The sequence below is a fragment of the Bacillus sp. N6 genome (assembly GCF_052805735.1).
This window is the reverse complement of sequence record NZ_CM127843.1, coordinates 3,120,909-3,142,465: the sequence shown is the minus strand read 5'-3', so window position 1 is coordinate 3,142,465 and position 21,557 is coordinate 3,120,909. Positions and strand designations below refer to the sequence as shown.

The window sequence follows — 21,557 nt, the reverse complement described above, 5'->3', positions numbered from 1 at the left end:
AGAAAAAGAGTCTTCATAATGAAGACTCTTTTTTGGGGTTAATAATACATTTACTAGTGAATTTGATAATCCTAAAATCTTTGATGATTATGTAGCTAAAGATTTCATTTCACAAAAAGAACGTAACAATATTGAAACGAACATGGTTCAAGGGATTCACTTTTTCAATAAAGAAATTGCAGAGCAGTTTCAAGACAATCCAAAAGAAATATTAAAATGGATTACGCAAGTTCAGTTATCACCAACACCTTTAGCACGTGCCGCATATTGTGAAAGAGTATTACTACATGAAATTACATTAGGAGCAAAACAATACGCCATACTCGGTGCAGGCTTAGATACGTTCAGTTTTAGACACCGAGAATTAGAAAATAAAATAGAAATATTTGAAGTGGATCATCCTTCTACACAGGCGTTTAAGAAGGAAAGAATAAAAGAAGTAGAACTTGAAGTTCCAAATAACCTTCATTTTGTTTCAATGGATTTTACGAAAGGATTTTCCTATGAACAGTTACGCAATGAAGGATTTGAACATAAAAAGACTTTCTTTAGCCTTTTAGGTGTTACGTACTATTTAACGAAAGAGGAACTTGCTAGTTTAATAGAGTGCTTGTTTGAGATGGTTCCAGAAGGGAGTTCTATCGTTTTCGATTATCCGGATGAAAACTTGTTTACAGAAAAGGGACTGTCCAATCGAGTTGAAAATATGGTGAAAATGGCTGCGGTAGGCGGAGAACCGATGAAATCATGTTATTCTTATGCTGAAATGGAAGCACTGTTAGAGAAGGCGGGCTTACTCATTTATGAGCATTTATCACCAGAGGATATTGATGTATTATATTTTGAAGGACGAAACGATTATTTAGAAGCTTTTGAGACAGTGCATTATGTACATGCGGTGAAAAGGTAGGAAATTAGTAGGCATAGGGAGGAATCTCTGTGTCTTTTTTTATAAAAAAGGAAATGAGCTGTAGTGGTGGAAAATATAATTATAAATATATAATATCTATAAATTAATGTTTTGTAGAAACTAAAGGAAAGGGGAAATAGAAGATGTTGAAATTACAAGGGAAATACAATGAAGCAAAAGTGTTTACTACGAATGTAGAAAAAACTGCAGCAGGTCAAATTATTGATCTTTGTAACCAACAATTCGTAAAGGATAGCAAGATCCGTATTATGCCAGATACACATGCGGGCGCAGGTTGTACAATTGGGACAACAATGACAATTCAAGATAAGATTGTTCCTAATTTAGTCGGGGTTAACTAATCGGCTCAGACTTTAAACTACTCACTCAATTGACTGGAAACCCTAACGATAAAAGGCGAGGGCAATCAGCAGCCAGTGGTTATGGTGACATAATCGAATGGTTCAGAGACTTGTACTATGTTAGCAGACTAAGGTACAGAATTATTCCTCATCCATTTTGAATTGAAGAGGAATAATTAATACGGTGAGCCTACAGTAGAGACTGCATATCTCGATGAATGTAGAGAAGGTATAGTCCACTCTTTCAGGAAACTGAGAGGTAAGTACGATATTGGTTGTGGCATGGAAGTTGTTATGATTAATAAGAAAAAAGAGGAAATCAACTTCGATCACTTAGACGAAACGATACGCAAATTTGTCCCAAGTGGTTTTCGTATTCGAGATAAGGAACATAGATTTTCAAAAATGATTGATTTTGATAGTGTAAGAGCCCCGTTTGCATTGCAACGTGCTCAAAAAAGTATTGGTACACTTGGCGGGGGCAATCATTTTGTCGAACTGAATGAGGATGATAAAGGAAATGTATACATTGTCATTCATAGTGGTTCGCGTAATTTAGGGAAACAGGTAGCAGAGTATTATCAAAACTTTGCTTACGAGCAACTTATAAACGTTAAATCTATTAAAGAAGAAATCATTGAACGTTTAACGAAAGAAGGTAGACAACAAGAGATACATGAAGCTTTACGTGAAATTAAGAAACCGGTGATTCGCAAAGAATTAGCTTATTTAGAAGGACAAGGATTTAAAGATTACATGAATGATATGAAAATTGCTCAAAAATATGCGGAGTTAAATCGTAAAGCAATGATTGATGAAATCGTCACTAAAATGGATTGGAAAGTAACAGATCAATTCACTACAATCCATAACTACATCGATATGGACAATATGATTCTAAGAAAAGGTGCTATTTCAGCTCAGAAAGATGAACGAGTAATCATTCCAATTAATATGAGAGACGGTTCTATCATTGCATTTGGTAAAGGAAATCCAGATTGGAACTTTTCTGGCCCTCATGGAGCAGGACGTATTATGAGCCGTAAGAAGGCGAAAGAAGTACTTAACTTAGAGGATTTTCAAAATACAATGACAGAGGTTTGGACTACATCTGTTGCAGAAAGTACTTTAGATGAAGCACCAATGGTATATAAGCCAATGGATGAGATTGTTGAGAATACAAAGGACACAATTGATATTAAACATATTATTAAGCCGATTTATAATTTTAAGGCTAATTAAAAGAGGAGTAACGTTTATTAAATGAAGAGAACTTGAAAAGAGAGCGTATTTTGTGGCGGTTATATAACAAAGATTAAAAAGACAACATATCAAACGAAGAGATTCATCATATTCATTTACATTTATGTAATGTTAAAGACTAGAAAGCTAGATTGGCGCGAATTACTAATTGTGGAGTGTGAAAAAAAGACAAAATCTCTTAAAAAACACTTAATTTTTTATTCCATTAATCTTTACAATCGCCCCCTATAATGTGAATTGGACAAGCACCTAAGAGAAAGCAGAACATGTCAGTTTGTACATTCTATTATTAGGGGGAGAATTTGTATGAAAAAGACGGTTGCTTCGTTAGCAGTTATGACTGCATTATTACCGACGTTTTCAGTGCATGCGGAAGGGAAAGAGCAAGTCCGAAAATCAGCTACAACTTTTAACGTTATTAGTGATATTCAAGGGGATTTAGGGGATTTTGATCATGTGCTAAAAGATATGAACAAAGTGACGCCACTTTCTAGAGCGCTTATTATGAATGGAGATATAACTCCAACTGGACAACAGTCACAATATGATGATGTAAAGCGTGTGTTAAATAAAAATAAGCATCCAGAAAATGTATGGTCTACTGTTGGGAATCATGAGTTTTATGCTGGTAAATGGACAGCGGATGGGAAACTCTCTCAAAGTACATGGCCAAATGGTGTAAATGAGGAAACTTTATTTAACCGCTATCTGAAATTTAGTGGACAAGAAAAGGTATATCATAAAAAAGAATTAGACGGTTATCCGCTTCTATTTTTAGGAACTGAAAAATATATGAAATACCACGATTCAAAAATGTGGGACGAAGTATATATGAGTGATGAGCAATTAGGTTGGTTAAAACAAAATTTAGAAGAGTACAGTCAAAAAGATAAAAATAAGCCAATCTTTATTTTCTCTCATCACGTTTTACCTGATACAGTATCTGGATCAAGGCAATCGCCGTACTTACAAGATTATTTAAACGTGGATAAATTGTACGATATATTAAAAGACTATCCGCAAGTTGTTTTCTTCACGAGTCATACGCATTGGGATTTAAACTTACCTGACTGGGCTGGTAAAAAGAAAATTAAAGGCGGAGATGAAAAAGGTTTCACTGTTGTAAATACGGGCGGGATTGAAACAGGTTGGATGTCAGCAGGACCAAATGGAGGAGAGAAAACTGCTCCAGATGGCTATTCATTTAAACAAGGGTTACAAGTGAAAGCATATGGTAACGATGTAATTGTGACAGCTTACGATTACAAACGTGATAAGGATATAAAGAAGTTATTAATTAGTGATTCAAAAATTGCGCAGATGGCACCAAATGTAACGGCAGATGATAGTAAAAATATAATTGTCGGTGCAAATGAATATATGGAGTATTCTATAGAAGGAACCAATGAGTGGCATACGTATAGTCAAGCAAATCCTCCGAAATTTGATGGAGATAAAGTCGTATACGTACGCCATAAAGGTGAAATGAATTTAGAGCCGGGATTAACGCAGTTACTTCGTTTTTCGGTAAATAAGTGATTGGAGGGAGTCTGCATTTGAATGTGTGGGCTCTTTTTTTGTTGATGAGAAAGGGGTTGCCTGTCTGTCGTTTTTTGTCGATAGATCGATATATTAAGAAAATCGTTGATATACTGCAAGTTACGATCGATATATTTGAAAAATCGTTGATATATTGTAAGTAATGAACGATATATTTAAAAAATCGTTGATATAAATTTCATGTACCGTAATTAAGTTAAAATCATTAATACGGTTTTACTTATCAAAATGAAATTCTAATACATTTTTAACCGAGAAAGATGACTTCACCATTTTTACGTGTAATAATAGTAACGTTACATATATTGCGAAAGAAGTACAAAAGGAGCGTTACAATGAATTTAGCTAAATTCCCGAGAAAAAAATATACAGAATCATATACACCAATTGAAAAGTTAAACAATTTTTCTGAAGCACTTGGTGGTCCGACTATTTATTTTAAACGAGATGATTTACTTGGTTTAACAGCCGGTGGCAATAAGACGAGAAAATTAGAATTTTTAGTTGCAGATGCACAGGAAAATGGTGCAGATACGTTAATTACAGCTGGTGGTATTCAGTCAAATCATTGCCGCCTGACACTTGCTGCTGCGGTAAAAGAAAAAATGAAATGTATTCTTGTATTAGAGGAAGGGCTTGAGCCAGAAGAGAAGAGAGACTTTAACGGAAACTATTTCTTATATCACTTATTAGGTGCTGAAAATGTAATTGTTGTACCGAACGGAGCAGACCTGATGGAAGAAATGCATAAAGTAGCAAAAGAAGTAAGTGAAAAAGGAAATACACCATATGTAATTCCAGTTGGTGGATCAAACCCTACAGGCGCAATGGGATACGTTGCTTGTGCGCAAGAAATTATGGCGCAATCATTTGAGCAAGGAATTGATTTCAGTTCAGTTATTTGTGTAAGTGGTAGCGGCGGTATGCATGCTGGTTTAATTACTGGTTTTTCTGGAACGCAAAGTCATATTCCTGTAATTGGAATTAATGTAAGTAGAGGAAAAGCTGAGCAAGAAGAGAAAGTAGCAAAACTTGTAGATGAAACTTCAGCACACGTTGGTATTCCAAACTTTATCCCGCGCGACGCTGTTACGTGCTTTGATGAATATGTAGGGCCAGGCTATGCGTTACCAACGCCAGAAATGGTAGAGGCAGTTCAGTTACTTGCGAAAACAGAAGGTATTTTACTTGATCCAGTGTATACAGGTAAGGCAGTAGCGGGATTAATCGACTTAATTAGAAAAGGTAATTTTAATAAGGAAGACAATATTTTATTCGTACATTCAGGTGGTTCACCAGCTTTATATGCGAATACGTCTCTATTTGCGTAAGTGTAAAAAGCATTGGGTAACCAATGCTTTTTTGTTATATACTGGAATTGTCGGGAAGTAGGAGGAGGATTATATGAACTCAAATTTAAAATGGATCATATATACGGTACTCGGCATTTCTATTCTATTAATCTTATTTGTGGCTTATGGGGTGTATTCTTATTTTACATTTTAAAAGCGTAATGGAAGTGAACTATTATATACACTAAAGGCGGAGAGCGCTATGCAAATTAGAAATTTGTATTTAGTCTTCAGCGTGATTTGTTTATTTGTAGTAACCAGCTGTTCAAATAATATAGGAAATCATAATCAAACAATCGAAGTGCAAAAACATGCTGGTGATAATCATTATGAGGATTTGAAGGTAATTACAGACAAGAATAAAGTATTGCAAGTAAAGAAAATATTAAATGATACTAACTTTGAAAATAAAAAGGTGGAAATGTCTCGTTCAGCTGATTATCAGTTTGTTTTTCAGTTTAAAAATCCGAAAATAGAAGCGAAAGCTGTTTTATATCAAATGTGGATTAGTCCTAATAAGGATAAAGTAGAAATAATGGCGGGGGACAATCAGTACGCTCAATTAGCAGAGAAAGACGCAGCTGCTTTTATGAAGATTGTTACTGGTGAGAAGTTAGCTGAATAAAAGTATATGGTAGATTTTGCTCTCTAATTCCCCACTTATTTTTCGCTTTGAGGGATAATTAGTGAGAAATATCGAATGAGAAGTAATCGTGAAATAGTAAAGAATATATTCACTGCTAAAAGAAGAGTTGTTTAAAAAACTCTCCGCATCGTTATGTAATGTTAATAAGAAGAAGTAGAAGGTAGAAGTAAATCTAAATAAAACCCAAAAGGGATAAATAGGAAAATGTAGAATCTTTATATATAAGATGTTCTGAATTTTTAGATATAAGGTAGAGTGGAGGAAGAAAGATGATTCAATTTCCTATGGAAGATGCTGAACAATTTTTTAGATCCTATAGTATTGGTAGGTTTACAGTTAGTGAAGATGAAGGGAAATTAATTTTTAGTACAAACTTAAATGGTCATTCTAATTTATGGGCGATGAATTTACCTAATTTATCCCCTTATCCCTTAACATATTGTAATCAATCAAGCAATTTTATTAAAATGGATTCTTTAAATCGATTTATTTTAGCTGGATTTGATAAAGATGGGGATGAAAATTATCATATTTATGCATTAAAACCAGAGGGTGGTGGATTGCTTGAATTGATTCCAGCAGGAGAGACAGAAAAGGATTACTTTGTGCATTTAACAGAGGATGGGGAACGATTATACTATGTCACAAGTAAAGATAACCCAATGTTCTTAAACTCTCGTTGTTATAATATACGCACAAAAGAAGATACGCTGTTGTTAACTGGTGTGGAGACACCTACATATGTAGAGGCAGTAAGTCCGAATGAATCAAGTTACATTGTTTTAAAGTCATATAGTAATACATATAATGTAGGATATGTAAAAAAAGGAGAAGAACTTATTTGTTTAGTACCTTCCAGTGAGAAAGAACATACTGTAGGCTCCATTTCTTATATTGATGAAAATACAGTGATTTTCGTTACAAATTATGAAGAAGAGTTTTCCTATGTAGCTTCTTTTGATTTAAATAAACAGGAATTCAAACCAATCTGTAAAATAGAGAAGGAAGATATATCCGATATAAAATGGCATGCTGAAACAAAAAATGGCTACATTGTTTCGTCGAAAGGTGTTACAGATAGGTTATATAAATTTGTATGGGATAAAAAAGAGTTAATTCTATTGAATTCTCCGGTAGATACGATAAGTCAAATTGAAATTACAAAATCGGAAAATTTATATTTACTAGGTGAAAGTGCGACGAAAACAGCAAACATCTATTACAAGAAGAATAGAGATACAGAGTGGGCAGCATTAACAAAAAACTATGTTATTGGTCTATCTGAATCTTCTTTTGTTGAACCGGATGTTATAACATATGCCTCTTTTGATGGGTTAAACATAGAAGCATTATTATTCCGGGCGAAAGGAGAAGTACAAAACGGATATACAATATTTTGGCCTCATGGTGGTCCACAAAGTGCTGAGACGAAAGATTTCAGAGCATTATTTCAATATTTATTAAGGCAGGGATATAATATTTTTGCGCCAAACTTTAGAGGTAGTACAAGATATGGTTCAACGTTTACAAAAATGATTGAAGGTGATTGGGGAGAAGCGCCGCGTTTAGATTGTGTAGCAGGGATCGAATGGTTATTTGAACAGGGGATATCAACTCCTGATAAATTATTTGTTATGGGCGGTAGTTATGGAGGATATATGACCTTATTGCTTCACGGGCGTCATTCAGAGTATTTCCGTGCAGCCATTGACATTTTTGGACCTAGCAATTTATTTAGTTTTATCGAATCTATGCCTGAAAATTGGAAACCGCTCGCAGTTAATTTAATAGGTGATATTAATAATGATAAAGATAAGCTTATACAAGATTCACCAATTACTTACTTAAATCAAATGAATAAACCACTCCTTATCATCCAAGGGGCAAATGATCCACGAGTTGTAAAGGAAGAATCGGATCAAATTTTTCAAGCGTTGCAAGAACAAGGAGTAGATGTAGAATACCTAGTATTAGACGATGAAGGGCATGGATTTTCCAAAAAAGAAAATGAAATATATGTATATCGTCGCATAACAGAATTTTTAGCAAAGCATAAGTAAAAGAAATGGCATTTTACGGGTTATGATCATATCGCTATCAGGCTAAAAATGCAGAGAAATGACAATGAAATTATTGAATAAATAAGAATGAAACAACTTAATTGTTACGTAACAAAAACGCTATTCTTTCCCTAGAATCAAAGGAAGAGATGGCGTTTTTGTTATGAACTTATCAATTTTTTATGAACTGGAATTGTTGTCTAAAGAGTTGCAACAGATTTTTTTATAAATTGAAAGACAAGGAGACGAACTTGGATGGAGTATTGGAAGCACACAATAAATATATTGAGGAGTACATGTTTGAAAACATTAAATCAATGGAAAATGAAATATTTTGTTGGAATGTCTGAGCTGCGGACCAATTCTATCACTTTAATTAACTAAAAGAAGAACTTCCCCATCCCGATTAGACTACTGATCATTCCTATTCCACTCATGGTGCCTTTTCCTGCTGTAAGTAAGTTTCCAAGCATTCCTAGCTGACCGTTACCTCCGTTATTTCCCCATCCCATTGGGGCCCACGGACCACCCCATCCTGGAGGGTTTCCAAAAATACCCGAGTTATTGGTATTGAAATGAAAAGGCTTGGCTGGCGGCGATAGTAAAGCTGCAAGATGACCTTGTGCGAACATCCCTGTATGATTGAATGGTTGCGCCCAGGGGAAGGGAGGTTTTTGAAAATTAAAACCTGCATGACTTGGTAATGGAGTCCAATTAGCAGGATGACCTTGGGGCATTATCCCTGCATAATTAATTGGCTGCCCCCAAGAGAAGAGAGGGGGATGGGGATTGAACCCCGTATAATTGGCTGATGAATCCCAACTAACTGGATAGACTCGGTAACTCCAATTCTCAGGAATCTTCAAATCATTCATTACCTCAGATGTAGTTATTTCGGGCTGTGAATATAATGAAATTTGGTTATTATATTGTTGCCCATTTCCCTTTGAATTCAAATACCAATATTGGTCCATACGCTTATTCTCCTCACTTTAAAAATGTAATGTTAGACTTAGCCTATGTAATATTCCTTTTTATGGATGGTTACATAACTAGATCTACAAGCCTGTATTTAAAGGAATGGGTGCGTAGTCTTTTTGATTTTTCTCGCTGCCTGTAAAATTCCCATTGATGTAAAGTTTCACTTTATTTTAGAAGGGGATTTTCAGTTGCTTCTTTTTTGTATTTCAGCCTAATTTAAATTCCGTTAACAAATATTTTTATAAAGGTTTCATCAACAAAAAGATTTTAAAATGGTATGTTGAGCAAGTGGAATTGTTAAAAAGAGAATATCCATTCGAAGAGTTTGGCAAAATACTGTAAGGGTAATGTTTTCTTGTGCAAATATGTAAACGATTTAAACGAATCAATGAAATTTATAATGAAGGGGCAATTAAATATATGAGTGAAACATTACATAAAAGAAAACCACCATATGTAATGCTTGTAATCCTTTTTATTGGGGCATTTGTTTCATTTCTAAATAACTCCCTTTTAAATGTAGCCTTGCCATCAATAATGAAAGATTTAAACATTCAAGATTATTCAACGATCCAGTGGCTTTCTACAGGGTATATGCTTGTAAGTGGTATATTAATTCCGGCCTCAGCATTTTTAATAACGCGTTTCTCGAATAGGAGCCTATTTATTACATCTATGGTGATTTTTATTCTTGGTACTGCCTTAGCGGCTGTAGCACCTAACTTTGGTTTATTACTTACTGGTCGGATGGTTCAAGCGGCAGGCTCTTCAGTTATGGGACCTTTGTTAATGAATATTATGCTAGTAAGCTTTCCAAGAGAAAAAAGGGGAACAGCAATGGGGATTTTTGGACTAGTTATGATTACAGCTCCAGCAATTGGGCCGACACTATCAGGTTATATTGTAGAGTATTATGACTGGCGTTTGCTTTTTGAAATGATTTTACCGTTAGCAATCATTAGCTTACTGTTAGGGATTTGGAAATCTGAGAATGTCATGAAACAAAACAAAAATGCAAAACTTGATTATCTCTCATTACTATTATCTTCTGTCGGTTTTGGCGGTTTGTTATATGGATTCAGTTCTGCAAGCTCCGATGGTTGGACAAATAAAGTTGTCTTAACAACCTTAATCATAGGCGCTATTGCCCTAATTGCTTTCATTATTCGTCAATTAAAAATGGATGAGCCGTTATTGGATTTACGTGTTTACAAGTATCCAATGTTTGCACTTGCGTCTGTAATTGCAATTGTTAACGCGGTAGCCATGTTTTCGGGTATGATTTTAACACCAGCTTATGTACAAAACGTCCGTGGTATTTCGCCGCTGAGCTCTGGGCTGATGATGCTTCCAGGTGCGGTTATAATGGGGATTATGTCACCAATTACAGGTAAACTATTTGATAAATATGGTCCTCGGATTCTTGGCATAGTGGGGCTTTCCATTACAGCTGTTTCAACTTATATGTTGGCAAGTCTGCAAATTGACTCTAGTCACACACATATTATTCTTATCTACACACTGCGGATGTTTGGGATGGCGATGGTTATGATGCCACTTATGACAAATGGTCTTAATCAATTACCAACTCGCTTAAATCCGCACGGTACAGCTGTTAATAATACGGCTCAACAAGTGTCCGGTTCGATTGGTACTGCTATTCTTGTTACGATTATGAACTCTGTAACAAAAACAAAAGCTGAAAGTTTAATGTCTCATATAGATCCAACAACCTTTACAGAAACTACGAAGGCAATAGTAACTCAAAAGGCTTTATTATCTGGAATTCAATATTCATTCTATGTAGCGCTTGGCATGAATGTTGTTGCACTACTATTAGTTTTTTTCGTTAAACGTGTAGATACAAGTGCGGAAGCTGTCGAGAAGTTAAATCGGTAGAGAAGAATAAAACGCTTGATAATGATTCCTACAAGTTTTTTGCTGCTAAGGTGCCGGTATTTAAAGCTGGAAAAGAACTAAAAGAAGCAGGGAAATAATTATATAGTAAAAGAGGACCTGATGTTCATATCAGGTCCTCTTTCATTAGTAACACGGTATACTTGCTTATCGTATTGGTTTAACTAAACTACTGATTTTTCGAATACTACAATCTTAAGCTCGTCAACTTCTCTATTTTGGGGTGTTTTAGAAGAAAATGAATCAAAATAATCGTTTTTATAAACAAATACAAGAGATGAGATCCGTTTGCAATTTCTCATAAACATTACAAGTTTAGATTATCTTTTAACACCAACATCAAAAGGCTCCAATTATATTTATTCGCTTCATTTTAATTTATTATTTTTCTACAAGTTATAAATCTAATTGCCAAGCTTATACGCAATATCATAATCATGAATAGTTAGGGAAAAGATAAAATAAGGTAATCAATTACATATCTTTATCCCAGGCGATTAGTTGCTATTTCTTCTTTATTAAATGGGATATGTTATCCCGAATTAACGGGCAGTAAGACCCCCACCTCAAAATTTAGCGGAAGCAAAGAAGTTAGGTGGGGGACCAACTGCCTGTAAAAGCCCGATTGGTTCAACTAATAATCAGTGGGGGATGAACAAAACCCCCACTGATTAAAGTTTCACTTTATTTCATGCTTTTTTGAAAGGGTGTTTTAAATGGAAAAAAAAGTATCTGCCATTCCTCAGCCGAAAACATATGGACCGCTGGGTAATCTCCCATTAATCGATAAAGATAAACCGACCCTATCCTTTATCAAGATAGCGGAAGAGTATGGTCCCATTTTTCAAATTCAAACTTTAAGTGATACCATCATTGTCGTTTCTGGACATGAATTGGTAGCAGAAGTTTGTGACGAAACACGGTTCGATAAAAGTATAGAGGGTGCTTTAGCAAAAGTTCGTGCCTTTGCTGGAGACGGATTATTTACTAGCGAGACTCACGAGCCTAACTGGAAAAAAGCTCATAATATTTTGATGCCTACATTTAGCCAACGGGCAATGAAAGATTACCATGCCATGATGGTTGATATTGCTGTACAACTCGTTCAAAAATGGGCACGGCTTAATCCGAATGAAAACGTAGATGTTCCGGAGGATATGACTCGTCTTACGTTAGATACAATTGGTCTATGTGGTTTTAATTACCGATTTAATAGCTTTTATCGTGAGACTTCTCATCCTTTTATTACTAGCATGACCCGTGCTCTAGATGAGGCGATGCATCAATTACAGCGACTGGATATAGAAGATAAACTCATGTGGAGAACGAAACGTCAATTTCAGCATGATATCCAATCTATGTTTTCTTTAGTAGATAATATTATTGCTGAACGTAAAAATAGTGGAGAACAGGAAGAAAATGATTTACTTTCCCGTATGTTAAATGTACAAGATCCGGAAACTGGTGAAAAACTAGATGATGAAAACATTCGTTTCCAAATTATCACTTTTTTAATAGCTGGGCATGAGACAACAAGTGGGTTGTTATCTTTTGCAATTTACTTTTTATTAAAGAATCCGGATAAGTTGAAAAAAGCCTATGAAGAAGTAGACCGTGTTTTGACAGATCCTACTCCAACATACCAACAAGTTATGAAACTGAAGTATATACGGATGATTTTAAATGAATCGCTACGTCTATGGCCTACCGCTCCAGCATTCAGTCTCTATGCAAAAGAAGATACAGTTATTGGCGGGAAATACCCAATTAAGAAAGGAGAAGATCGTATTTCTGTTCTTATTCCACAGCTACATAGGGATAAAGATGCATGGGGAGACAATGTGGAAGAATTCCAACCTGAACGATTTGAAGAGCTGGATAAGGTTCCTCATCATGCTTATAAGCCATTTGGAAATGGCCAGAGAGCATGTATCGGTATGCAATTTGCACTTCATGAAGCCACTCTTGTAATGGGAATGCTTCTTCAACATTTTGAATTAATCGATTATCAAAACTATCAGCTGGACGTAAAACAAACATTAACGCTAAAGCCCGGTGATTTTAAGATTAGGATTCTACCCCGAAAACAAACTATTAGTCATCCTACTGTTCTTGCACCTACAGAGGACAAGCTGAAAAACGATGAAATTAAGCAACACGTCCAGAAGACACCTTCTATTATTGGGGCCGATAATCTTTCACTTCTTGTTCTGTATGGCTCGGATACAGGTGTAGCAGAAGGTATTGCAAGAGAATTAGCAGATACAGCTAGTTTAGAAGGAGTTCAAACGGAAGTGGGAGCTCTTAACGATCGAATTGGAAGTTTGCCAAAAGAAGGAGCGGTACTTATTGTGACTTCTTCTTATAATGGAAAACCGCCAAGTAATGCAGGGCAGTTTGTGCAATGGTTGGAGGAACTAAAACCAGATGAGCTAAAAGGGGTTCAATACGCAGTTTTTGGTTGTGGAGATCATAATTGGGCTAGTACCTACCAACGGATTCCAAGATACATTGATGAGCAGATGGCTCAAAAAGGAGCAACAAGATTTTCTAAACGCGGAGAAGCAGATGCAAGTGGTGATTTCGAGGAACAGCTTGAGCAATGGAAACAAAGTATGTGGTCTGATGCGATGAAGGCATTTGGATTGGAACTCAACAAAAATATGGAAAAAGAGCGCAGTACTTTGAGTCTACAATTTGTCAGTCGTCTTGGAGGATCTCCTCTTGCACGAACATATGAAGCAGTTTATGCATCTATACTAGAAAATCGTGAACTCCAATCACCCAGCAGTGATAGAAGTACACGACATATCGAGGTATCTTTGCCAGAAGGCGCTACATATAAAGAAGGAGACCACCTTGGAGTGTTGCCAGTTAATAGCGAGAAAAATATCAACCGAATTTTAAAACGTTTTGGGTTAAATGGGAAGGATCAAGTTATACTGAGTGCAAGTGGACGAAGTATAAATCACATACCTTTAGACAGTCCTGTTAGTTTATTGGACCTTCTTAGTTATAGTGTTGAAGTTCAAGAAGCTGCCACTCGAGCACAAATACGAGAAATGGTAACATTCACAGCATGTCCTCCTCATAAAAAAGAATTGGAAGCATTATTAGAAGAAGGAGTTTACCATGAACAAATACTAAAGAAACGGATTTCAATGTTGGACCTTCTTGAAAAGTATGAGGCTTGTGAAATCCGATTTGAACGCTTTTTAGAACTTCTTCCTGCGCTCAAACCGCGTTACTATTCTATTTCAAGCTCTCCACTCGTTGCACACAATCGTCTGAGCATTACGGTCGGTGTTGTTAATGCGCCTGCATGGAGTGGGGAAGGGACATATGAAGGAGTCGCTTCTAATTACTTAGCTCAGCGTCATAATAAAGATGAGATTATCTGTTTCATTCGAACGCCACAATCAAACTTTGAATTACCTAAAGATCCAGAAACACCAATTATTATGGTTGGGCCAGGTACTGGAATTGCACCATTCCGTGGATTCTTGCAAGCGCGTCGTGTTCAAAAGCAAAAAGGTATTAACTTAGGACAAGCGCATCTATATTTTGGTTGTCGTCATCCTGAAAAAGATTATCTCTATCGTACAGAATTAGAAAATGATGAAAGAGATGGATTAATCTCTTTACACACAGCTTTTTCTCGTCTAGAGGGACATCCAAAAACATATGTACAGCATTTAATAAAACAAGATAGAATCAATTTAATTTCGTTATTAGATACTGGAGCTCATCTTTATATATGTGGTGATGGAAGTAAAATGGCTCCGGATGTAGAAGATACCCTTTGTCAAGCATATCAAGAAATTCATGAAGTCAGTGAACAAGAAGCAAGAAATTGGTTGGATCGTGTGCAAGATGAAGGGCGATATGGAAAAGATGTTTGGGCTGGTATATGAATGTTTCTTAATTAGTTACGTATTAACTAATGAATTTCTTTCGAATAAATTTCACTTTATTAGTATAGTGTATTTAGATGGATAGTGATTAACCGGACTATTTAGTATCTACTAAATAAAAAACAGGACCTGATATGCATCTATCAGGTCCTGTTTCACATAGACATTATACATGGATATTTTCCACACATTATCAATGTTTGTAATGTAGTTAGTCTTGTGGGTCAGCAATAAAATCAGATATTATTTTTTCGATATCGAAAGGAGTAATCCCTTTATCCAAAGAAAAAATGCTTTCTGCTTCTTCGATTTCTTGAACGAGTTCACCTCTAGCTTCAATATGTAATCGGAACAAGTCATATAAATTCGGTTTAACTAAATTAGTTAAAGCCTTTCCAACTAGTATCATACCTTTTTGATTAGCTTCGATGGTATTATCATAAGTTAGATCTCTTGTAAGAGACAAATCTGTCCAAATCAATTTTCGTTCCTTTAAGTCTAAAATAACTGGAATAGAGATTTGGGTGTCGGCAGTAATATCCACTTTATCTTGAACAGTAGAAGGTTCAAATACTTCACCTGAACCAGGATATTGACGAACCATCCAACCAGTAAAGCATTCTGGTAAATCTTTATATGGTTGGTCTGTGTAAGAAAGCAAAGTCATAACTACATAGCGTCCACCATATTTCAGCACAGACGGAATATCGAAATCAATGAATTCAGATGCTCCCTTTGGTGCAGAAGTAATATCTCCGCTATGGTAGGCTTTGAAATTTTTTGAACGTAAGTTCGTGAAGGATACATGTTCTTTGTATTGCCAATCTTCGTCGTACATGGCAGCAGACAAATCAATGTCAACGCGTCCTGTATGTTGTCCATTCACATAGCCTTCTTTCCACCATAGGAAAAAACGAATCGTATCTCCTTCCGGCAAATCTACTTTACTTCCTCGAGATAATGTGCGAAGCGCTTTGCTGGCTGAACGTTGAGAGAAGGGAACTAAGTGATTTTTTAACTGTTCATCCAAAAATACTTTTCCAAGACTTGGAAGTTCCGTGAAGCGATTTTTTAAAGTATCTTCACACATTTTTACAATCATTAAACAAATATCCTCTGAGATAAATGGAAGTGTATTTTCAATACCTATAGCTTTTGCTACATTGCCCTTTGGAAAAAAGGTACGAAATTCATTTTTATCATTTCGATGCTTAAAATGAGCCGTGAGTTGAAGTAATACAGGAGTAGAAACGTTTCCTATTATACTTAGAAAATCTTCGAGAATATTGAAAACATCTGTTGACTTATTACTACATAAACGGATTAAATGATCCAAACGTCTGGCAAATTCCCCCGGGCGAGTTTTTAAAAGATTTTTCGCTGTCATGATATCATGATTCAACAAAGCTGCTTCTATTTTTCCATTAAATGTTTCAACTTTAATGTTGTTGCGAAGCATCTCAAATGCTCGGTGGGTTTTTGGGAAACGAGTATGATATTCTGCTGGATGAAGAATTTCACCTAAACGAATCCAACGTTTTTTGTATCGAATCATATCTTCGGTAATGTTTCCGCATTGCTCTAACAATCCTAAAAGGAAGCGTCTTTCGGCTCGGTTAAACTTCTTGAATCGAACGGAGGATGCTAAACTCACATCACCTTCAGATAAAGCAACTGCAAGGCGAAGAACATCAGTTGCTGTTTTAAAATACTTTGCAGCAGCATCGGCTGATATTTTTCTGTTTATTAATAAAACCCCAATTATAAAAGACATATTTTCCTTATGAGGAATTACATTAGGTAGAAAACAGGAAACATCTTCAGTGTGTGTAATAGCCCATTCTACATCTGTCTTATCAGTTGAGGAAATAGAGCTGTTTGCACTAATCAATTGAGAAATCATTTGATTGAAATCTTCTTCACTTCCTAAGTCAATAACTTTCAAATCAACGCTATCTAAAAGAGGGAGTCGTTCTTCTACTTTTGATACAGGTAGGCGCAACGTCACATAATGAATAACGGCATTGATGTATAAATCAGCGTCACTTAAATCCATCATTTGTTGCGGAAAGTTTGGATACATAGGAGTAAACTGAATATGTGCACCAACCATTTCTTTTAAATGTTTCACCAACTCTTTGTAAAACGATGTGAATGCATCAACCGAAAGTGTTTGCAACTCTTCTATTAAAGGCTCGGAAAAAGTAAATCCTAAACTTTCCAAGTTTTTTAAAACAGTGGCTAAATACATGTTCGGTAGTTTATTTTCTTCTCTTTTTATAATTACTTTCAAACTTCTTCTTATGTAAATAGAATTTTTCATGAGAACGCCAGCTATTCACTCCTTATAAAAGAGGGGAATAGTCTGACTGTCCTCCTTTCAGTGGTAGATTTTTATTTTTACATGCATAAACACACTAATTGTAGAGAAATGCACTGAGGGTATAAAGCTATTTTTTAGTGAAAAATTAGGGGTATAACATTTAGTTGTTAAGTGGTAATTTGTTAATTAAGAAAAGAAAACCTCTACATCAATGGTTGATAAACTAAAGTTTATCCAATCCCAAAGAAGAAAGAGGTTTTATAGTCTAATTATTTTCATAGGAAATTGACAACTCTAAAACAATTTGAAATTTCTACAAAGAAGGAAGAATTGTCATAGCCTATGTGTTTAGCAGGAAAGTAACATCCCTATTTCGCCAAAGAAGTTAGAAGGAAGGAACGTCATAGCCTGCTTTATTAGTATATTCTCTTGCGGAGAGCAATTCAAGTATACTGTCTGATTTTTTAAAGTTTTCCTAAATGGGAATTTTCATGTTTATCCCGTATTAACAGAGGATTTTTATTTTTGATATATTATGGAATGGAGTTGAATGAGTATTATAAATACAAAAGGTGAAATTAAAAAAACAAAAAGAAAAGTATTACTAACTATACTTACTATGTTAGTAATTATAATTGGATTTGGATATTGGAAACTTTTTAGTTTGCAAGGTGTTCCAAAAGGGGAATTAATTCGAACAGTGAAATCTCCAGATGGAAAATATCTCATCAAGACTTATTTTCATAATGCAGGATCATTAAGTGCGGATGCTGTTAGGGGTGAATTAGTTAACCTTGATACAGATTCAGAGAAAAATATATATTGGAATTATCCAGATACCGATCCATATATTGAATGGGTAAATAAGAATATTGTTAGAATTGGAGATCAAACTTTAGATGTTTCGCAGAAAGAAACCTATGATTGGCGTGATGATGATAAGCACGTTAAAGAAATGCCTAAACAGTTTAGTAGATAAAACAAGAAAATTTAAATGTATTTAATCTTATTTGTTTAACTATAGATAGTATTATATGAGTGAAAGAGTCCATTTAAATCTTCTAAATGGATTCTTTTAGGTTTCTAGATACGACTACTGATAAAAATGGAACAAACTTGTTACTTAGGTTGTCTATTAAGTATACGTATAAAACAGGTGTTCATGATAGTTCAATCATTTGATGAAAAGTGAGATGCAAGAAGAGTGATATCCGATACACTCTTTAATTGTATCGATATGTATAACACCTAGAAAAACTATATATTCTTGAAAGAGGTTGAAAATGTATGATAGTCTTAAACAAGTTTTTTAACTTTTTACATTACAAAAAGATGGTACCTGTAGTATTTCTTTCATGTGCAACGCTTATAGGCTGTTCCGATGGCAATACTCAGTCTGAATTACCTAAACAAACAAAACAAACAAATCAAACCAAACAAGAAACTACTGGTAATGATTCTTTTGCTAAACTTGAAAAAGAATTTGATGCTAAACTCGGTATTTATGCATTGGACACTGATACGAATCAAACTGTTACGTATCAATCAGATAAACGGTTTGCATACGCATCTACCCACAAAGCTTTAGCTGTGGGAGTACTTTTACAAAAGAAATCAATAGAAGATCTAAATCAAAGAGTTTTGTATACTCGTGAAGATCTTGTTAATTACAATCCAATTACAGAAAAGTATGTTGATAGGGGTATGACTCTGAAAGAGCTTGCAGATGCTTCCCTTCGATATAGTGATAATACTGCGCAAAATCTTATTCTTAAACAATTAGGTGGACCTAGTGAATTCAAAAAATCACTGAGAGAAATAGGAGATACCGTTACAAATCCTGAACGTTTTGAACCAGAGTTAAACGAAGTGCATCCAGGAGACGTACATGATACTAGTACCCCAAAGGCATTAGCTACTAGTCTTCAGGCTTTCACGCTAGGAGATGTACTTTCAACTGAGAAACGGGATTTATTAATAGATTGGATGAAAAGGAATACTACGGGAGACAACTTAATTCGTGCTGGAGTTCCAGGAGGATGGGAAGTAGCTGATAAGACGGGCTCGGGATCTTATGGAACCAGAAATGATATCGCAATTATTTGGCCACCAAATAAAAAGCCAATTGTTCTTGCGATACTTTCTAATCATGATAAAGAGGATGCTAAATACGATGATAAGCTTATTGCAGAAGCAACCAAAATAGCGCTGGGTGTCTTAAAAGCTAAAAATAAATAATAATAGTATTAGTTATTGAAATTTTCTTGTTTTTTCGTCACAATACTGTGACGGTCTTTTTGTGTATTTTACAAAAGATCGTCTTAAGTAAAGAAAGAAGATAGAAACCATCTCTATTAAGTTTATTAACTAAGTAACAACAAATATATGCTTTATTGAATACTTATTGCATTTAATGTGGAGGAATAAAATGGAGTCGAAAATTCTTATTGTTGATGATGATAAAGAGATTAGAAATCTTATCTCGGTATATCTGGAAAATGAAGGCCTAAAAACTCAAAAGGCAGAAGATGCTATACAAGCTTTACAACTGTTAGAAGAAAAGGACTTTGATTTGATTATTTTAGATATTATGATGCCGAATATGGATGGCATTGAAGCATGTATGAAAATTAGGGAAGATCGCAATATACCTATCATTATGCTATCTGCAAAATCTGAGGATATAGACAAAATTCAGGGCCTAGCCTCTGGTGCAGACGATTATTTATCAAAACCGTTTAACCCACTAGAATTAATTGCTAGGGTAAAATCCCAATTAAGAAGGTTTAAAAAATACAATACGTCCATAGAACATAATAAAAGTATTCTAGAAATTGGTGACTTAACCGTGAATACAGATACTCGTCAAGTATGGGTAAGGGGAAAAGAAACAAGGTTAACTCCAAAAGAGTTTGCTATTCTCGAACTACTCGCCCGCAACAAAGGGATTGTCCTGAGTGTAGCAAAAATATATGAAGCAGTTTGGAAAGAGGTTTTTTATAAATCAGATAATACCGTCATGGTGCATATTACAAAAATAAGAGACAAAATTGAAGAAGATTCTAAACATCCCATTTATATTAAAACTGTTTGGGGAATTGGGTATAAAATATGAAGAATGTTAGTTTCAGAAATAAGATTATTATAAAACTTCTTGGTGCTGTTGCAATTAGTTTTTTTATTTCATTTGGTTTAACAATCCTCATTGTGCAATACGTCATAGATCCATTTTTTATAAAACACGAAGATTTTGGCATGTTTGAAGTGAGACTCGCAATGTTGTTCTTATTTACGTTCGCAATCTTAAACTTTATAGTAATCTTTTTGCTATTGGTTCGAAAGAAAATAGTATATTTGAAGCTCATTTCGGAAAATGTGAATGATATTGCAAATGGAAAACTGGGTTTAACAATTGGGATTAAGGGGAAGGACGAATTGACCCAACTTGCTCAAAATATCAACTATATGTCCAAGGAATTGGAGAATACATTTGAACAAGAAAGACGATTAGAACGTACAAAAAATGAACTTATAACCAATGTATCTCATGACTTACGCACACCGTTAACATCTATTATTGGCTATATAGATTTATTAAAAAGAGGGCAATACAACAGTAAAATACAATTACAGGAATACCTTGAAACCACTTATTTAAAATCAAAGAGATTGAAATATCTAATTGATGAGTTGTTTGAATATACTCGTTTATCAGGCATAGATGCTAAGTTAAATCTTAATGAAGTTGATTTATCGGGTTTGTTGGAGCAAATAGTTGGAGAATACATTCCTATATTTGAAAAGGAAAGCTTAATCGTTCAAAAATCAATCACGCAAGAAACAATACCTATCTTCATAGATGTAGAAAAAATGGTACGTGTTTATGAAAATCTTTTTATGAATGCGATAAAGTACAGCATGAAACCATCCGAATTATCTATATGTCTTGAACTAATAGGTAACAAGGCAATGTTGAAAGTATCAAATAAAGTCGAGAGACCGCCTGTTAGCGATCCAAATAAATTGTTTGAAAGGTTTTTCAGAGGGGACAAGGCAAGAAAAGATGACCAGGGAAATGGACTTGGACTTGCTATCGCAAAAAGAATTGTTGAACTTCATCATGGTAATATACATGCAGAATATAAAGATGGTTGGATGTCTTTTATTGTTGAACATCCAATTAGATAGAAAGCTTATGGAACTACAGGTTCCATGAGCTTTTTTTAAAACTTAAGAAATCTTAAGGATTTTACGGGGTGTTTCCTAATT

14 protein-coding genes and 1 pseudogene are annotated in these 21,557 nt (G+C 34.9%); 13 read left to right on the top strand and 2 right to left on the bottom strand.

The genetic code is table 11. The features are described from left to right. Window positions 1-49 precede the first annotated feature (49 nt). The 7 genes and pseudogenes from ACUXVC_RS16115 to ACUXVC_RS16085 all read left to right on the top strand — a co-directional run. Window positions 50-910: pseudogene (locus ACUXVC_RS16115) on the top strand (class I SAM-dependent methyltransferase); the annotation flags it as partial. 143 nt (window positions 911-1,053) lie between these two features. Then, window positions 1,054-1,272, top strand: coding sequence for an RtcB family protein (locus ACUXVC_RS16110; RefSeq protein ID WP_000916241.1), 219 nt, complete (start codon window positions 1,054-1,056; stop codon window positions 1,270-1,272). Window positions 1,273-1,554: 282 nt separating this feature from the next. Next, window positions 1,555-2,514, top strand: a complete 960-nt coding sequence (locus ACUXVC_RS16105; protein ID WP_098126780.1) for an RtcB family protein — start codon at window positions 1,555-1,557, stop codon at window positions 2,512-2,514. A gap of 327 nt (window positions 2,515-2,841) precedes the next feature. After that, window positions 2,842-4,074, top strand: coding sequence for a DUF4073 domain-containing protein (locus tag ACUXVC_RS16100; RefSeq protein WP_095690565.1), 1,233 nt, complete (start codon window positions 2,842-2,844; stop codon window positions 4,072-4,074). Between the two features lie 356 nt (window positions 4,075-4,430). Beyond that, window positions 4,431-5,426 carry a D-cysteine desulfhydrase gene (locus tag ACUXVC_RS16095; protein ID WP_095690566.1) on the top strand — a complete coding sequence of 332 codons (996 nt, stop codon included), beginning with the start codon at window positions 4,431-4,433 and terminating at the stop codon, window positions 5,424-5,426. Between the two features lie 223 nt (window positions 5,427-5,649). Continuing rightward, complete coding sequence (locus ACUXVC_RS16090) at window positions 5,650-6,072, top strand: hypothetical protein (RefSeq protein WP_001167092.1); 423 nt, start codon at window positions 5,650-5,652, stop codon at window positions 6,070-6,072. 290 nt (window positions 6,073-6,362) lie between these two features. Further along, the gene (locus tag ACUXVC_RS16085; RefSeq protein ID WP_144465644.1) at window positions 6,363-8,153 is read left to right on the top strand and encodes a S9 family peptidase; all 1,791 of its coding nucleotides are present in this window, start codon (window positions 6,363-6,365) and stop codon (window positions 8,151-8,153) included. Between the two features lie 380 nt (window positions 8,154-8,533). Here ACUXVC_RS16085 and ACUXVC_RS16080 read toward each other — a convergent pair whose 3' ends face one another. Continuing rightward, window positions 8,534-9,127 carry a hypothetical protein gene (locus ACUXVC_RS16080; protein WP_113303928.1) on the bottom strand — a complete coding sequence of 198 codons (594 nt, stop codon included), beginning with the start codon at window positions 9,125-9,127 and terminating at the stop codon, window positions 8,534-8,536. A gap of 427 nt (window positions 9,128-9,554) precedes the next feature. On the opposite strand from ACUXVC_RS16080, the gene ACUXVC_RS16075 reads away from it, so the two are divergent. Then, window positions 9,555-11,033: a DHA2 family efflux MFS transporter permease subunit gene (locus ACUXVC_RS16075; RefSeq protein ID WP_000005138.1), complete on the top strand. Its 1,479-nt coding sequence runs from the start codon at window positions 9,555-9,557 to the stop codon at window positions 11,031-11,033. A gap of 734 nt (window positions 11,034-11,767) precedes the next feature. Beyond that, on the top strand, window positions 11,768-14,965 hold the full coding sequence (gene cypD / locus ACUXVC_RS16070; protein WP_095690569.1) for a bifunctional P-450/NADPH--P450 reductase: 3,198 nt from the start codon (window positions 11,768-11,770) through the stop codon (window positions 14,963-14,965). 211 nt (window positions 14,966-15,176) lie between these two features. Here cypD and ACUXVC_RS16065 read toward each other — a convergent pair whose 3' ends face one another. Next, the gene (locus tag ACUXVC_RS16065) at window positions 15,177-17,288 is read right to left on the bottom strand and encodes a TerD family protein (protein ID WP_142947126.1); all 2,112 of its coding nucleotides are present in this window, start codon (window positions 17,286-17,288) and stop codon (window positions 15,177-15,179) included. Between the two features lie 550 nt (window positions 17,289-17,838). On the opposite strand from ACUXVC_RS16065, the gene ACUXVC_RS16060 reads away from it, so the two are divergent. From ACUXVC_RS16060 to ACUXVC_RS16045, 4 genes are all read left to right on the top strand, one after another. Continuing rightward, window positions 17,839-18,267 carry a DUF5412 domain-containing protein gene (locus ACUXVC_RS16060; RefSeq protein ID WP_000022543.1) on the top strand — a complete coding sequence of 143 codons (429 nt, stop codon included), beginning with the start codon at window positions 17,839-17,841 and terminating at the stop codon, window positions 18,265-18,267. Between the two features lie 308 nt (window positions 18,268-18,575). Then, on the top strand, window positions 18,576-19,526 hold the full coding sequence (bla, locus tag ACUXVC_RS16055) for a class A beta-lactamase (RefSeq protein WP_089171408.1): 951 nt from the start codon (window positions 18,576-18,578) through the stop codon (window positions 19,524-19,526). A gap of 190 nt (window positions 19,527-19,716) precedes the next feature. After that, entirely contained in the window at window positions 19,717-20,403 is a 687-nt protein-coding gene (locus tag ACUXVC_RS16050) for a response regulator transcription factor (RefSeq protein WP_446025752.1), read from the top strand. Further along, window positions 20,400-21,476, top strand: coding sequence for a HAMP domain-containing sensor histidine kinase (locus tag ACUXVC_RS16045; RefSeq protein ID WP_144465643.1), 1,077 nt, complete (start codon window positions 20,400-20,402; stop codon window positions 21,474-21,476). Before ACUXVC_RS16050 ends, ACUXVC_RS16045 begins: the two co-directional genes overlap by 4 nt. Window positions 21,477-21,557 lie beyond the last annotated feature (81 nt).